Here is a 12,985-nt window from a genome sequence, read left to right on the forward strand (position 1 = left end):
CCTGGGTCAACCGATCGGCTGACCCCGCAGAGCTCCCGATGTCGTCCCCCGAGCCCCGGCCGCGACTACCGTGACGGGATGACCGAACCCTGGCAGGAGACGGCCCCCGGCGTCCTGAGACTTCCCTCCGGACGGCTGGTGCGCGGCCGCGCCCTGCGCCGCCCGCTTCCCGGGGGGACCCGCCCGACCTACGCCGTCCACCTGCTCGGCAAGAGGCCGCCCGAGGTCCCGTGGGAGTCGGTGTGGCTCCGCTGGCCGGACTTCCGCCTCCCCACGGACCGGGACACGGCCCGTGCCGTCCTGACCGACGCCTGGGAACGTGCCGCGGAGGAACGGGTCGAGATCGCCTGCGGAGGCGGGCGGGGCCGCACCGGCACGGCCCTGGCCTGCCTCGCCGTCCTCGACGGGGTCCCGGCCGACGAGGCCGTCGACCACGTCCGCCGTCACTACCACCGGCACGCCGTCGAGACCCCGTGGCAGCGCCGCTACGTCCGACGCTTCAGCGCTTGACGGCGTCCAGGAAGCAGACCGCCCGCTCCACGCACAGCGCGGTCGCCTCCGGCACGAAGGACGGCGCCCCGCGCTCGGTGAACAGATGCGCGTTCCCCGGGTACAGGAAGAGTCTCCGGTCCGCCGCGTCGGCGACCAGCGCGCGGGCGGCCGCCAGATCGCCCTCGTCGACGAAGAAGGGGTCGGCGTCCATCCCGTGCACCTGCGCGGGGACGCCATCCGGCCAGGCCGCGCCGAACTCCGTCACCGGCACACAGGCGCTGAACAGCAGGGCGCCGAGCGCCCCGGCCCGGGTCTGCGCCAGCTTCTGAGCGGGCAGCACACCGAGCGAGATCCCGGCGTAGACGAGGGCCTCGGGCAGCTCCGCCGCCGCCCGCTCGCCGCGCGCCACGAGCGTGTCGAAGCCGATCTCCTGGGCGTACCCGACGCCGGCTTCGAGGTCGGTGAAGGTCCGGCCCTCGTACAGGTCGGGCGTGTGCACGGTGTGCCCGGCCCTCCGCAGCTCCTCGGCGAACGCGCCGACGCCCTCGGTCAGCCCGAGCGAGTGGTGGAACAGCAGAACATCGGCCATGTCGTCATCCCCAGTCGTCCGTACGTGGCCCGCCTCCACTGCGGCACAGGCCGTTCGGCAGCAGCATGACCCATGGCACTGACAACGCCCGGAAACGGGCGGACGGGCGGGGGCGCCGACCGCGATCGGGGCGGACGGGTCCGGACAGCCCCGGATCGGGGGACGGACGGGAGCCGGGGCCGGCCGGAAGCGTGACGGCGGCCCCGGAACAGCCGGCTAGCGCATCGGGCGGTGCGGCAGGACGGCGCCCGCCTGGCCCACGACCCCCGCGGGTCCGCCGACGCCCATCGGGCCACCGGCGCCCGGGTGCTGGCCGGCCCCCTGGTGCGCCACGGCGCCCGGGTGCGCACCCGGGTGCGCACCCGCTCCCGCGTGCACGACGACGCCCTGCTGCGGCCCCTGGACCCCCTGCGGCGGCACCTGGATGACCCGGCTCAGGTCCCGCAGAACCTCCTCGGCGACCTGGCGGACGTCACCCGGAACATCCCCCCGCTCCCGTATGAGCTCGGCGTAGATCGGTGCCGTGCCGTCCGCGTGGTTCATGGGGCTCGCTTCCTTCGTCTGCGTCGGTGACGTCACCGACGGGGAGACGGCGAGTCTACGGGGCACCACCGACACGCCCCGGAGTGAGTCCCCGCACACCACCCGGCGCAACGCCCCCCATGCCCCGAAATTCGCTGTTCTCACGACCCCCGACGGCCGAGAATGGATCATCGAACACCCGGGAGGGACCCCATGAGCCAGGCGACCCTGACTCTGCACGACCTGATGCCGTCCGACGAGCTCGCCGCCGCACTCACGGACGGGCATGTCACGCGCAAGCAGCACCCCGAGCTGCCGCTGTCGATCTACACGTACACGCGCGCGTGCCAGTACGCCCAGCACTGGAACCGGGCGACCACCCGCTGCCGCGGACTCGTCGCCGACGACGCCACCGGACGGATCGTCGCGCTCCCCCTCCCCAAGTTCTTCAACGTCTCCGAACACACCGGCGGTCGCCCCTACGCGCCGCCGCTGCCCGACGAACCCTTCGAGGTGTACGACAAGGTCGACGGCAGCCTCGCCGTGGTCTTCCACTACGACGACCGCTGGCACGTCGCCTCCAAGGGCTCCTTCACGAGCACCCAGGCCACCTGGGCGCAGCACCGGCTCGACGCGGCCGACACGGCGGGCCTGACGCCCGGCGTCACGTACCTCGCCGAGATCCTCTACCCGGGGAACCGCATCGTCGTGAACTACGGCGAGCGCCGCGACCTCGTCCTGCTCGCCGCCTTCGGCCCGGACGGCACCGAGATCCCGCTCGCCGACGCCGCCACCGGCTGGCACCCCGTCGGCACGGTCGTCCGCACCTGGCCGGCCATGAGCATCGCCGAGCTCGTCGCCCTGACCGAGTCCAACACCCTCCCCGGCGGCCACCGGGCCACCGGCACCGACGCCGAGGGCTTCGTGCTGCGCTTCGCCTCCGGCCTGCGCGCCAAGGCCAAGCTCACCGAGTACGTACGCCTCCACAAGGTCCTCACCGGTGTCACCGAGCGCGACATCTGGCGCGGCCACGGCATCCAGCGCTTCGCCGCCCTCCCGGCCGGTGAACTCGCCAAGGGCCTCGGCTGCTCCGTGGCCGAGGTCGAGGCCGACGGCGGCAAGCCGCTGGACGCCCTCCTGGAGCAGGTGCCGGACGAGTTCGACGCCTGGGTACGCGAGGTGATCGGCGGTTTCGAAGCCGCGGCCGCCGAGCGCGAGCGGGCCGTCGACGAGGCGTACGCGCAGCTGGCCCACCTCGCCGGCGACCGGGGCGCCTTCGCCCGCGCCGCCGCCGGGGTCGCCGACCGCGGCCTGCGCGCCGCCCTGTTCCTGCGCCTCGACGGGCGCCCCACCGACCTCCTCGTCTGGCGTCAGCTGCGCCCCGAGGCCACCGACCCCTTCGCCCACGAGCAGGAGAACTGACCGTGCCTGTCGTCCACGTCATGACCGGCCTCCCGGCCTCCGGGAAGACGACGGCCGCCCGCGCCCTCCAGGCGGCCGCCGAGGGACGCGTGCGCCGCGTCAACCTCGACGACCTCCGCGCCATGCTCGACGTCCCCTCGGCGGACCGCGGCCGTTCCCACAAGCACGAGCAGACCGTGCTCGGCATCCAGGACGCCGCCGTCCGCGCGGCCGTCGACGACGGCTTCGACGTCGTCGTCGACAACACCCATCTGACCCCGCACGTCCCGAAGCGGCTGAAGGCCGCCGTGGGAGGCCTCGCCACCTTCGCCGTCCACGACTTCACCGACGTCCCCGTCGACGAGTGCGTCCGCCGCGACGCGGTCCGCGAGCGGCCCGTCGGCGAGGAGATCATCCGCATCCTCGCCGACAAGCACGCCAAGGCCACCAGGGGCGGCTGGCGGCTCACCGCGGACTGGCTCAACGACCGCCGCCCCGACATCGGCGAGCCCTACGTCCCCGACCCGGGCCTCCCCACCGCCGTCATGTGCGACATCGACGGCACCCTCGCCCTGCGCGTCGACCGCGGCCCGTACGACTTCACACGCTGCGACCGCGACCTGCTCAACGTCTCGGTCCGGGACGCCCTGCGGGCCTTCCGGCACACCGAGCGGGACCGGATCGTGCTGCTGTCCGGCCGGAGCGAGGACCATCGCGCGCTCACCGAGGCCTGGCTCGCCCACCACGAGGTGCCGTACGACGAGCTGTGGATGCGGGCGTCCGGCGACGGCCGCGGCGACGACCTCGTGAAGGCCGAGCTCTTCGACGCCCATGTGCGCCACCGGTACGCCGTCCGCGTCTCGCTCGACGACCGTGACCGCGTCGTCGCGCTCTGGCGCCGCATGGGCCTGCCCACCTGGCAGGTCAACTACGGCGACTTCTGACCGCGGCGGGACCGGCGCCGGGGGCGAGCGGGACCGGTGCCGCGGGGGTGGGGCCGCCCACCCCCGCCGCCGTGTCAGGATCGTGGGATGGTGGAAAAGATCATCGCGGCGTGCGACGGCGCGTCCAAGGGAAACCCCGGCCCCGCGGCCTGGGCATGGGTCATCGGCCGCGCCGACGGAGCGATCGACCGTTGGGAGGCGGGCCCGCTCGGCCGCGCGACCAACAACGTGGCCGAGCTCACGGCCCTGGAACGGCTGCTCGAAACACTCGACCCGGCGGTGCCGGTCGAGGTCCGGATGGACTCCCAGTACGCGATGAAGGCCGTCACGACCTGGCTCCCCGGATGGCGTCGCAAGGGCTGGAAGACGTCCTCCGGCAGCCCCGTGGCCAACAAGGACCTGGTCGTCCGGATCGACGCGCTCCTCACCGGCCGGGACGTCGACTTCGTCTACGTGCCCGCGCACCAGGTCGACGGAGACCCCCTCAACGACGCGGCCGACCGCGCGGCCAGCCACACCGCCCGTACGCAGGAGCCCACGGGCTCCGCCGTCGGAGCCCCGCTGCCGCCTCCGGAAGCCCCGACACGCGCCTCCGCGCCCCGCGCACGCTCCTCAGCGCCGTCCGGCTCCGCGGGCACCTCCCCGGCCGGTTCCTCCGGTGGTTCCGGCGGCGGTGCTGCCGGGCGCCGGACACGCCCGTCCGGCGGCACCCTGAAGGCGAGATTCTCGGGCCGCTGCCGCTGCGGCAAGGCCTACGACAAGGGCGAGACCATCGCCAAGAACCCCGACGGCTGGGGCCATCCCACCTGCGTCTGAGCCCCCTCAGGGCCCTCCGGCCGTCCGACTGGCGGGCGGCTCCGTCCGTTGCTTGAGACCGGTCCACCCGGGCGCGCGCCAGCCTTCACCCAGGCGTGCACCCGGGTTCTCCGGGGGTTCTGTTCTCCGAGCGCTCGTGGCTGCATACTGTCCTCCTCGCCACCGGTGACGAACCGTTTTACCTGCTCATTTGTCGCTCTCTTGACGTGGTCGGCACCGGCGAGAACCTCCCTCCTGCTGCCGCCGCGGCGACCCCTCGGCGGAAGCTTTCCCTGCCCGTGAAAGACCCGAGGTTCCGTGCCAGTACCTGTTCTCCTGACCGGGCGCTCCGTGCGCCTGGAGCCGCTGGCGATGCGGCACGCCGAAGCCCTCGCCCGGGCCGGCGGGGCGGACCGATCGGCCTACGCCTTCACCCCCGTACCCGACGGCTTCGAATCGGCCCTCGACTACATCGCCCGTGCCCTGACCGATCAGGCGGCAGGAAGATCCCTGCCCTTCGCCCTGGTCAGTACGGCCGACGAGCGAGTCATCGGTTCGACCCGGTTCCTCGAACTCGACTACTGGCGGGGGCCGCTGGTGTGGCCGCCCGTCCCGGGCATGCCCCACGGAGATCCGCTGACCTCCGTGCCGGACGCCGCCGAGATCGGCAACACCTGGATCGCCGGCGACGCCCGGGGGACCGGCATCAACACCGAGGCCAAGTACCTCATGCTCCGGCACGCCTTCGAAGCCTGGGGCGTGCGCCGCATCACGATGCGCGCGGACGCCCGCAACACCCGGTCCAGAATCGCGATCGAACGCCTCGGAGCGAGCTGCGAAGGAGTCCGTCGCGCCCACTCCCGCGGCCTCGACGGAGCCGTCCGCGACACGGCCTTCTACTCGATCCTCGACGAGGAATGGCCGACCGTCCGCGACATCATCGAACTCCGCCTGTCCACACCCCGCCAGGTGCGCGTTCCGCAGGATCTGCTCCCGGCCTGACCCCCTTCCGGCACCGCTCCGGCGGGCGCTCGCGCCCCCGCCGGAGCGGTGGTTCCATGGAAGGGACGGGAAGGGCTCGATATATGAGGACGCGGGGTAGCGGCCGTCACAGGACCGTGCACCGTGCAATCAGGATCCGCGAGAAGCGGATGAGTCCTTCCCGCCCCCATGCCCAGCTCCCCTCCCCTCCCCAGGTCCTTCCCTCCCCGGGTCCTTCCCTCCCCGGGTCCTTCCCTCCCCGGGGCATCCCGGCGTCCGGACCCGCCCGGTACGGTGATCGCGACAGCGACCCGCGCCACCGAAGGGACCGAGTGATCGTGCCGACCGGAACCGCCGACGTACTCCTCCGGACGGAGGGCCGGACCGGCTTCCTCACCCTGAACCGCCCCCGCGCCATCAACGCGCTCACCCACGCCATGGTCCTCGCCGTCGACGCGGCCCTGACCGCCTGGGAGCACGACCCGGCGGTCACGACCGTCGTCATCGAGGGCGCGGGAGAGCGTGGCCTCTGCGCCGGCGGCGACATCCGCGCCATCCACGACGACGCGCGCGCCGGCGGCTCCGCCTCCGCGGCCTTCTGGCGCGACGAGTACCGGCTCAACGCCCGTATCGCCCGCTACCCGAAGCCGTACGTCGCCCTCATGGACGGCATCGTCATGGGCGGCGGCGTCGGCGTCTCCGCGCACGGCTCCGTCCGCGTCGTCACCGAACGCTCCCGGGTCGCCATGCCGGAGACCGGCATCGGATTCGTCCCCGACGTCGGCGGTACGTACCTCCTCGGCCGCGCCCCCGGCGAACTCGGCACCCATCTCGCCCTCACCGGCAGCCAGGTCGGTGCCGCCGACGCGATCCTCACCGGTCTCGCCGACCACTTCGTCCCCTCCGCCCGACTGCCCGCCCTGATCCGGGACCTGGCCCGGCTTCCGGCCGACGAGGCCGTCGCCCGGCACACCGCCACCGCCCCGCCCGGGGTCCTCGCCGAGCAGCGGGAGTGGATCGACGCCTGCTACCGGGCCGAGACCGTCGAGACCGTCGTGGAGCGCCTCTTCGACACCGGCGTGCCCGCCGCCAAGGAGGCGGCCACCACCCTCCTCGCGAAGTCCCCGACCGCCCTCAAGGCGACCCTGGCCACCCTGCGCCGCTCGCGGTCCCTCGCGACCCTGGAAGAGGTCCTCGACCTGGAGTTCCGCGTCTCCTGCGCCGCCCTGACCACCCCCGACCTCGTCGAGGGCATCCGCGCCCAGGTCGTCGACAAAGACCGCAACCCCCGCTGGACCCCGCCGACGCTTCCCGAGGTCACGGACGAGTCCGTCGCCCGCCACTTCGCCGTACCGGCCGGTGGCGACCTCGGCCTCGCCGCCGCCCGGCAGTCCGTGGCGCACGGGCAGGCCACGGGGCAGGCGGCCGACGACCGGCCCGCCACCGGGCAGACCACCGAAGACCGGGGACCCCGGGACCGCGCGTGACGACGACCGCCACCACCTCCTTCCAGCCCGTCCTCGACCGCATCGCCGAGGAGATCGCCGAGCTCACCGACCGGGGCACCCCGGCCGACTACATCCCCGCGCTCGCCGCCGGCGACCCCACCGACTTCGGCATGGCCGTGGCGGAACTCGACGGCACGGTCTACGGGGTGGGGGACTGGCGGCGGCCCTTCTCCACCCAGTCCGTCACCAAGGTCTTCACCCTCGCGCTCGCCCTCGCCGGAGAGGGCGACGCACTCTGGGCCCATGTCGGCAGGGAACCCTCCGGCGACCCGTTCAACTCCCTGGTCCAGCTGGAATACGAGAACGGCATCCCGCGCAACCCGTTCATCAACGCCGGCGCCCTCGTCGTCACCGACCGCCTGCACCGGCTGACCGGCGACGCGTCGGGCAGCCTGCTGGCCTTCCTGCGCGCCGAGAGCGGCAACCCGGACCTGGCGTTCGACACCGCCGTGGCCGCGTCGGAAGCCGCCCACGGCGACCGCAACGCCGCCCTCGCCCACTTCATGGCCTCCTACGGCAACATCACGGGACCGGTGCCCGAACTGCTCCGCGAGTACTTCCGCCAGTGCTCACTCGAAGCGTCCTGCGCCGATCTCGCCCTGGCCACCGGCTTCCTGGCCCGCCACGGACTGCGCTCCGACGGCTCACGGCTGCTCACCCGCAGCCAGGCCAAGCAGGTCAACGCCGTCATGCTCACCTGCGGCACGTACGACGCGGCAGGTGACTTCGCCTACCGGGTGGGGCTCCCGGGCAAGAGCGGCGTCGGCGGAGCGGTCGTCGCCGTCGTACCCGGCCGCTGCACCCTGTGCGTCTGGAGCCCGGGTCTCGATGACCGGGGCAACTCGGTCGCGGGCGTGACCGCCCTCGACCGCTTCACGACGATCACGGGCCTGTCGGTCTTCTGACCACCGAGGGCGGCCGGGGAGGGGGAAGGCCGCCGACCGGGGAGCGGCATGTGGCCGGACGGGCTGGGCATGCTGCAGGGGTGGCCGACCGCCCGGACCGAGGAGACCCCGTATGACCGTCCCCACCCGCATCCGCACCTCCGCGAAGGCAGTCGTCCTCCATGAGGGGGCCGTCCTGCTCACCCGGAACCTCTGGAACGGCCGGGAGTACCACTTCCTCCCCGGCGGCGGCCAGGAGACCGGCGAGTTGCTGCCCGACGCGCTCCGCCGGGAAGTGCACGAGGAGACCGGTCTGACGGTACGGGTCGGCCCGCTGCTCTGGGTCCTGGAGGGCTGGAGGGACGACCCCGGTCCTCTGACATCGGAGAACTTCCACCGGGTCGAGGTCGTCTTCCTGTGCACCGTGGACGGCAGCGCCGAACTCGTCGGCGGAACCGAGCAGGACATCGACCAGATCGGCCTCGACTGGGTCCCCCTGGAGAAGATCACCTCCCTGCAGACCCTGTCACGCCGCTACCGCGACCACCTGACCCCCCTGCTGTCCGGCACCGTCCCCCGCGCCGCGTACCTGGACCGTTGAGGGGCCGGTCGCACGGTTACAGGCGCGCGGGGTGGGTGACCGCAGGATGATCAGCCTGTCACTTTCTCGCACTCCTCATCAGCCTTGAGCAGGACAGCTCCGTGGTCCAGCTCTTCCATCCCGGCCGTGGCCGCATCGAATTCGGCGCGACTGCGACTCTGGTCGGCGGCGATGGCTGCCTGAACGACGATCTCCTGCATGTCCGTCATGGCGTCGTCCTGGCCGGCGCCTCCGGGCCTCGGGCCCGTCGGGCCACGGCGCGCGGCCGTGGACCAGCTGTCACACGGGGGCCGGATCCTCATCCGGTCGGCGAGGCGATCCGCAGGAAACGGTCTGGTTCCGGCGTCCCAGCCGGACCGTGACCGTCTTGGGCCGTTGGTACTCCTGGAGTGCCAGCGTGCTCAGGTCGGTGCCGTGGCCGGAGGTGCCGCGGCCGCCGTGGGGGAGCTCCGCCGTCTGGACGAGGTGGCAGTTGACCCAGGTCTCGCCCGCGTTCAGGGCGGCCGTCAGTTCCAGGCCGGTCGTCAGGTCGGCGGTCCACACGCTCGCGGCGAGGGCCTGCGGGACGCCGTTCGCCATGGCCAGGGCGGCCGCCACCCCGTCGGCCCGCTGCACGGTGAGGAGCGGGCCGAACACCTCCTCGGTGACCGCCGGGTCGTCGTCCGGCAGGTCGGCGAGCACCCGGGCCGGCCGCCAGTGCCCCGCCTCCTCGCCCGGCGCCGGGGCGATGTCCGCGACGATGTTCCGTTTGGCGTCGGAGGCGGCGACGAGCCGGTCGTAACGCTCCGCCTGGTCAGGGTTGTTGAGCGGACCGAAGTCCCGGCCGGCCACCCGGCCGGCCATCGCCGCCGTCAGGCCGGCGACGGCGGCCTCGTAGTTCTCCGGCAGGGTGATGACCCGCGCCGGAGCCGCGCAGCTCTGCCCCGCGTTGTACGTGACGGCGTCCGCGAGCGACTCCCAGGTGTCGGCGGGCGCGTCCGGGAGGACGATCGCCGGCGCGTTGCCGCCCAGCTCCAGACTCACCCGCCGCGTCCCCGCGCGGACCGCCACGTCCGCCCCGGCCCGGCCGCTGCCCGTGAACGCCACCATGTCCACCGCCGACTCGACGAGCAGCCGGCCCGTCTCCCGGTCGCCGGGGAGGTGTACGAGGACCTCGGGGCCCAGGGCCAGCGCGGCGTGCTCCGCGAGGAGCTCCAGGCTGTCCGGGGTCGTCTCGGCCGGCTTCGCCACCACGGTGTTACCGGCCGCCAGGGCCGGGGCGCACCGCCAGGCCGCCATCAGCAGCGGATAGTTCCACGGCACGACGACACCCACCACACCGACCGGCTCCCAGCGCACCCAGCTCTCGTGGCCCGCCACCAGCAGGCCTGCGGCCGGTGCCGTACGGGTCCTTGCCGCCGTCGCGAAGAACCGGAACAGGTCCGCTACCTGCTCGATCTCGCCCGCCGTCTCCGCCTCCGGCTTGCCCGTCCCGGCCGCCTCACGGGCCGCGTACCGCGCCGCGTGCTCCTCGACCAGGCCCGCGAGCCGGTCGAGGCGCCGACCCCGGTCCTTGGGGGTGAGCGCACTCCAGCCGGGCAGGGCGGCACGCGCGCCGGCCACGGCGGCCCGGACCTCGGGCAGCCGTGAGAGCACAGCCGTGCCCCGCGGCGCCCCCGTACGGGGGTCGGCCAGTTCGGTCACGGCGGGGGAGTCGGTCGCTTCGCTGGTCATACGGGGCCTCTCGTCCATCGGTGCGGTGCGGTGCGGGTTCAGACGTCGTACGACCTCAGCCAGAGCTCCAGGGTGAGCACCAGCCACAACTTGCCGCCCTGCCGGGGCAGCAGAGCGCCCTCGCCCCGCAGCCAGCCCCGAACCGTCTCCGGCCGGAACAGCCCGCGCTGCCGGGACCTGGGCCCGAGGAGGAGGTCCTGGCCGAGGTCGCGGAGCGGGCCCGTCAGCCACTGCTGGACCGGCACCCGCATCCCGCTCTTGGGCCGGTCGACCACCGTGCCCGGGAGCAGGTCCCGTACCGCCTCCTTGAGGATCCACTTCTCCGCCGTACCACGGAGCTTGAAGGACGGCGGGGTGGCGAAGGCGTGGTCGACGACCGACCGGTCGAAGAGCGGCGAACGGCCCTCCACCCCCTGCGAGGACGTCAGCCGCTCCACCTTGGTGAGGATGTGATGGGCGCCCTTGGTCCGCAGGTTGCAGTGGAGCAGCTGGTTGAGGAGGTGCCCCATCCGGTACGGGCCGCCGCCCTCCGCCGTCAGATAGGGCGCCACGTGCCGCTCCAGGGGAGGGGCTTCCCGCAGGGCGTCGAGCGCCGTCGCCGTCAGCAGGTCCGGCAGGTCCGTCCAGCACTTGCGGTACGAGCGCAGATACGCGGTCGCCCGGTCCTCGTCCCATGGCGCGCCCGGGGTCCGGTGCATCTCCTGGACCAGCATGGGCAGGTTCTTCGGCCCGCCGAAGACGGGGTCCCCGCCCTCGCCGTTGAGGACCACGGACGCGCCGTCGGCGGCCACGGCCTCGGCGAGCATCAGGTTCGGCACGGTCAGCGGATCGCCGACGGGGCTGTCGAGCAGCGCGGCCGCCTCGGCGAGGCGGGCGGCCACGGCCGCGCCCGAGACGTTCAGCACCCGGTGGCGGGTGTGGCAGTGCGCGGCCACCAGACCCGAGTAGCCCAGCTCGTTCGGAAGGTCGTCACCGAAGCTGATCGAGTAGGTGTGCACCGGGTGATGGTGGAGCTTCGCCGCCAGCGCCGTGACCAGGGAGCTGTCGATTCCGCCGGAGAGCAGCACGGCGGCCGGCTCGGCGACGGGCAGCCGGCTCGCCGTCGCCCGTTCCAACAGGCCCCGCAGCGCGAGGACATGGCCGCCGGGATCCTCCGGCGGAGGCTCCTCGATCCGCTCCCTCGGTTCCCAGTGGACGGTCTCGGTGCACGTCCCGTCCCGGTGCAGCCGGAGCACCCGGCCGGGCAGCACCTCCCGTACGCCGGTCAGCAGCGTCTCCTCGCCGGGCAGGTAGGCGAAGGTGAGGAAGGAGCGGACCGCGGACAGGTTCATCGAGGTGCCGAGCGCGGGCCAGCGGCGCAGTGCGCGCAGCGAGGTGGAGGCCGCCCAGGCGGCGTCGGCCCGCGCGTAGAAGAGGGTCCGGGCACCGACGTGGTCACGGATCAGCACCAGGTCGGGACCGTCGAGCACGGCGAGCACGAACATGCCCTCGGCCAGGGCCACCCCCGCGTCCCCGAGCAACGCCCAGCAGTTCAGCAGCAGTTCGCCGTCCGGGCAGTCGGGCGGCGGGGGAGCGGCCAGCTCCGCGAGGGCGGCGAGGAGCACCGGACGGTTGTGCAGGGTGACCTCTCCGACGGCCGTCCGCCCGTGCGCGGTGAACGGGCCCTCGGCGCGGCCGTGTTCACCGGCGAGCAGCGACAGCTCGGCGCCCTGGACCCCGGCCGGGACATGGCCGGGGCCGAGGGCGCCCATCGCGTCGAGATGGGCACGGGCCTGCCCGGTGGTGGCGGCCAGACAGGCGCACAGACGTGCCACGAACTGCTCCTTCTCCTGGTGCTACTGGTGGTGCGGGTTGTGCGGGTTGTGAGGTGGTGCGGGTGGTGCGGTGGTTCGGGGTGGCGCAAGTGGTTCCGGTCGCGTGGTCGGCGCCGGAGTGCCGCGGCGCGGATCACCCGAAGTCGTCGTCGTTCCAGGCGTCCCCGTCGCCGTCCCAGTTCGCGTCCCAGTCGTTCCCGTCGCCGGACCCCTCGCCGGACCCGTCGGTCCCGTCGCTCCCGTCCGACCCTTCGTCGGCGGACGCCGAGCCACTGCTGTCGCCCCCGCCTCCGCCCCCACCCCCGCCGGACTGCTGGGCCTGCTGCTGCCGCAACGCCTCCTCCTGCTCGGGGGACATGCTCAGCGGCGGCAGCTGGGCGGCGGTGATGGCGAGGGTCGCCACCCCGAGGCCCGCGAGCAGGACTCCCATCCGGCCGCCGAAGGAACTCCGGTTGACCAGGACCTTCTCGCCGCGGGCCCACAGGGTCCGCCCGTAGCCGATGTCCCGGGCATAGGTGACGGTGCCGTCGGCGAGGCTGCGCTTGATGATGCGGTCGCCGAGCAGCTCGTCGGTGCCGGAGGCGCCGCGGTTGTCGTGCCAGTGCACGAGGTTCGGGTGGCCGGAGGTGCGCCGCCGCCACTCCTCCAGGCCGTTCTCGTAGCGGCGGTGGACGGTGCCGTCGGCGAGCAGTTCGTCCGCGTAGCCGATCTCTTCGGGACGGTTCATGGTGTGCGTACCTC

General features: G+C 73.5%; 14 protein-coding genes. 8 read left to right on the forward strand and 6 right to left on the reverse strand.

The features are described 5' to 3' along the window. The first annotated feature begins 78 nt into the window (after positions 1–78). Positions 79–510, forward strand: coding sequence for a protein phosphatase (locus tag N5875_RS36145; protein WP_318211659.1), 432 nt, complete (start codon positions 79–81; stop codon positions 508–510). Here N5875_RS36145 and N5875_RS36150 read toward each other — a convergent pair. Both N5875_RS36150 and N5875_RS36155 read right to left on the reverse strand, forming a co-directional pair. After that, positions 500–1,081 carry a dienelactone hydrolase family protein gene (locus N5875_RS36150; protein WP_318211660.1) on the reverse strand — a complete coding sequence of 194 codons (582 nt, stop codon included), beginning with the start codon at positions 1,079–1,081 and terminating at the stop codon, positions 500–502. The two genes, N5875_RS36145 and N5875_RS36150, sit on opposite strands and share 11 nt — an antisense overlap. A gap of 216 nt (positions 1,082–1,297) precedes the next feature. Further along, positions 1,298–1,624 (reverse strand): hypothetical protein, encoded by a 327-nt coding sequence (locus N5875_RS36155; protein WP_318211661.1) that lies wholly within the window; start codon positions 1,622–1,624, stop codon positions 1,298–1,300. Positions 1,625–1,816: 192 nt separating this feature from the next. On the opposite strand from N5875_RS36155, the gene N5875_RS36160 reads away from it, so the two are divergent. From N5875_RS36160 to N5875_RS36190, 7 genes are all read left to right on the forward strand, one after another. After that, the gene (locus N5875_RS36160; RefSeq protein WP_338498550.1) at positions 1,817–3,025 is read left to right on the forward strand and encodes an RNA ligase; all 1,209 of its coding nucleotides are present in this window, start codon (positions 1,817–1,819) and stop codon (positions 3,023–3,025) included. 2 nt (positions 3,026–3,027) lie between these two features. Continuing rightward, positions 3,028–3,948 (forward strand): AAA family ATPase, encoded by a 921-nt coding sequence (locus N5875_RS36165; RefSeq protein WP_318211663.1) that lies wholly within the window; start codon positions 3,028–3,030, stop codon positions 3,946–3,948. Positions 3,949–4,035: 87 nt separating this feature from the next. Continuing rightward, positions 4,036–4,764, forward strand: a complete 729-nt coding sequence (locus N5875_RS36170) for a ribonuclease H (protein WP_318211664.1) — start codon at positions 4,036–4,038, stop codon at positions 4,762–4,764. A 297-nt stretch (positions 4,765–5,061) separates the two neighbouring features. Next, positions 5,062–5,745 (forward strand): GNAT family protein, encoded by a 684-nt coding sequence (locus tag N5875_RS36175; protein ID WP_209493217.1) that lies wholly within the window; start codon positions 5,062–5,064, stop codon positions 5,743–5,745. 311 nt (positions 5,746–6,056) lie between these two features. After that, positions 6,057–7,211 carry an enoyl-CoA hydratase/isomerase family protein gene (locus tag N5875_RS36180; RefSeq protein WP_338498555.1) on the forward strand — a complete coding sequence of 385 codons (1,155 nt, stop codon included), beginning with the start codon at positions 6,057–6,059 and terminating at the stop codon, positions 7,209–7,211. Further along, the gene (locus tag N5875_RS36185) at positions 7,208–8,137 is read left to right on the forward strand and encodes a glutaminase (RefSeq protein ID WP_318211666.1); all 930 of its coding nucleotides are present in this window, start codon (positions 7,208–7,210) and stop codon (positions 8,135–8,137) included. Before N5875_RS36180 ends, N5875_RS36185 begins: the two co-directional genes overlap by 4 nt. 112 nt (positions 8,138–8,249) lie before the next feature. Further along, positions 8,250–8,717 (forward strand): NUDIX domain-containing protein, encoded by a 468-nt coding sequence (locus N5875_RS36190; protein ID WP_318211667.1) that lies wholly within the window; start codon positions 8,250–8,252, stop codon positions 8,715–8,717. Between the two features lie 50 nt (positions 8,718–8,767). On the opposite strand, the gene N5875_RS36195 is transcribed toward N5875_RS36190, so the two are convergent. The 4 genes from N5875_RS36195 to N5875_RS36210 form a co-directional block, all read right to left on the reverse strand. Then, positions 8,768–8,926: a hypothetical protein gene (locus tag N5875_RS36195; protein ID WP_338498557.1), complete on the reverse strand. Its 159-nt coding sequence runs from the start codon at positions 8,924–8,926 to the stop codon at positions 8,768–8,770. A 70-nt stretch (positions 8,927–8,996) separates the two neighbouring features. Next, a complete protein-coding gene (locus N5875_RS36200; RefSeq protein WP_338498559.1) occupies positions 8,997–10,430 on the reverse strand; it encodes an aldehyde dehydrogenase family protein in 1,434 nt (477 codons plus the stop codon). Between the two features lie 38 nt (positions 10,431–10,468). Continuing rightward, on the reverse strand, positions 10,469–12,244 hold the full coding sequence (locus N5875_RS36205) for an asparagine synthetase B family protein (RefSeq protein ID WP_338498562.1): 1,776 nt from the start codon (positions 12,242–12,244) through the stop codon (positions 10,469–10,471). A 133-nt stretch (positions 12,245–12,377) separates the two neighbouring features. Beyond that, positions 12,378–12,971 (reverse strand): hypothetical protein, encoded by a 594-nt coding sequence (locus tag N5875_RS36210; RefSeq protein WP_338498565.1) that lies wholly within the window; start codon positions 12,969–12,971, stop codon positions 12,378–12,380. Between the last annotated feature and the right edge of the window lie 14 nt (positions 12,972–12,985).

The sequence above is a fragment of the Streptomyces sp. SJL17-4 genome, from assembly GCF_036826855.1.
GTDB lineage: Bacteria > Actinomycetota > Actinomycetes > Streptomycetales > Streptomycetaceae > Streptomyces.

Coding starts and splice junctions, on each gene's coding strand:
- N5875_RS36170 (WP_318211664.1), top strand. CDS start 4,036: ATGGTGGAAAAGATCATCGCGGCGTGCGACGGCGCGTCCAAGGGAAAC.
- N5875_RS36200 (WP_338498559.1), bottom strand. CDS start 10,430: ATGACCAGCGAAGCGACCGACTCCCCCGCCGTGACCGAACTGGCCGAC.
- N5875_RS36155 (WP_318211661.1), bottom strand. CDS start 1,624: ATGAACCACGCGGACGGCACGGCACCGATCTACGCCGAGCTCATACGG.
- N5875_RS36210 (WP_338498565.1), bottom strand. CDS start 12,971: ATGAACCGTCCCGAAGAGATCGGCTACGCGGACGAACTGCTCGCCGAC.
- N5875_RS36150 (WP_318211660.1), bottom strand. CDS start 1,081: ATGGCCGATGTTCTGCTGTTCCACCACTCGCTCGGGCTGACCGAGGGC.
- N5875_RS36160 (WP_338498550.1), top strand. CDS start 1,817: ATGAGCCAGGCGACCCTGACTCTGCACGACCTGATGCCGTCCGACGAG.
- N5875_RS36190 (WP_318211667.1), top strand. CDS start 8,250: ATGACCGTCCCCACCCGCATCCGCACCTCCGCGAAGGCAGTCGTCCTC.
- N5875_RS36145 (WP_318211659.1), top strand. CDS start 79: ATGACCGAACCCTGGCAGGAGACGGCCCCCGGCGTCCTGAGACTTCCC.
- N5875_RS36195 (WP_338498557.1), bottom strand. CDS start 8,926: ATGACGGACATGCAGGAGATCGTCGTTCAGGCAGCCATCGCCGCCGAC.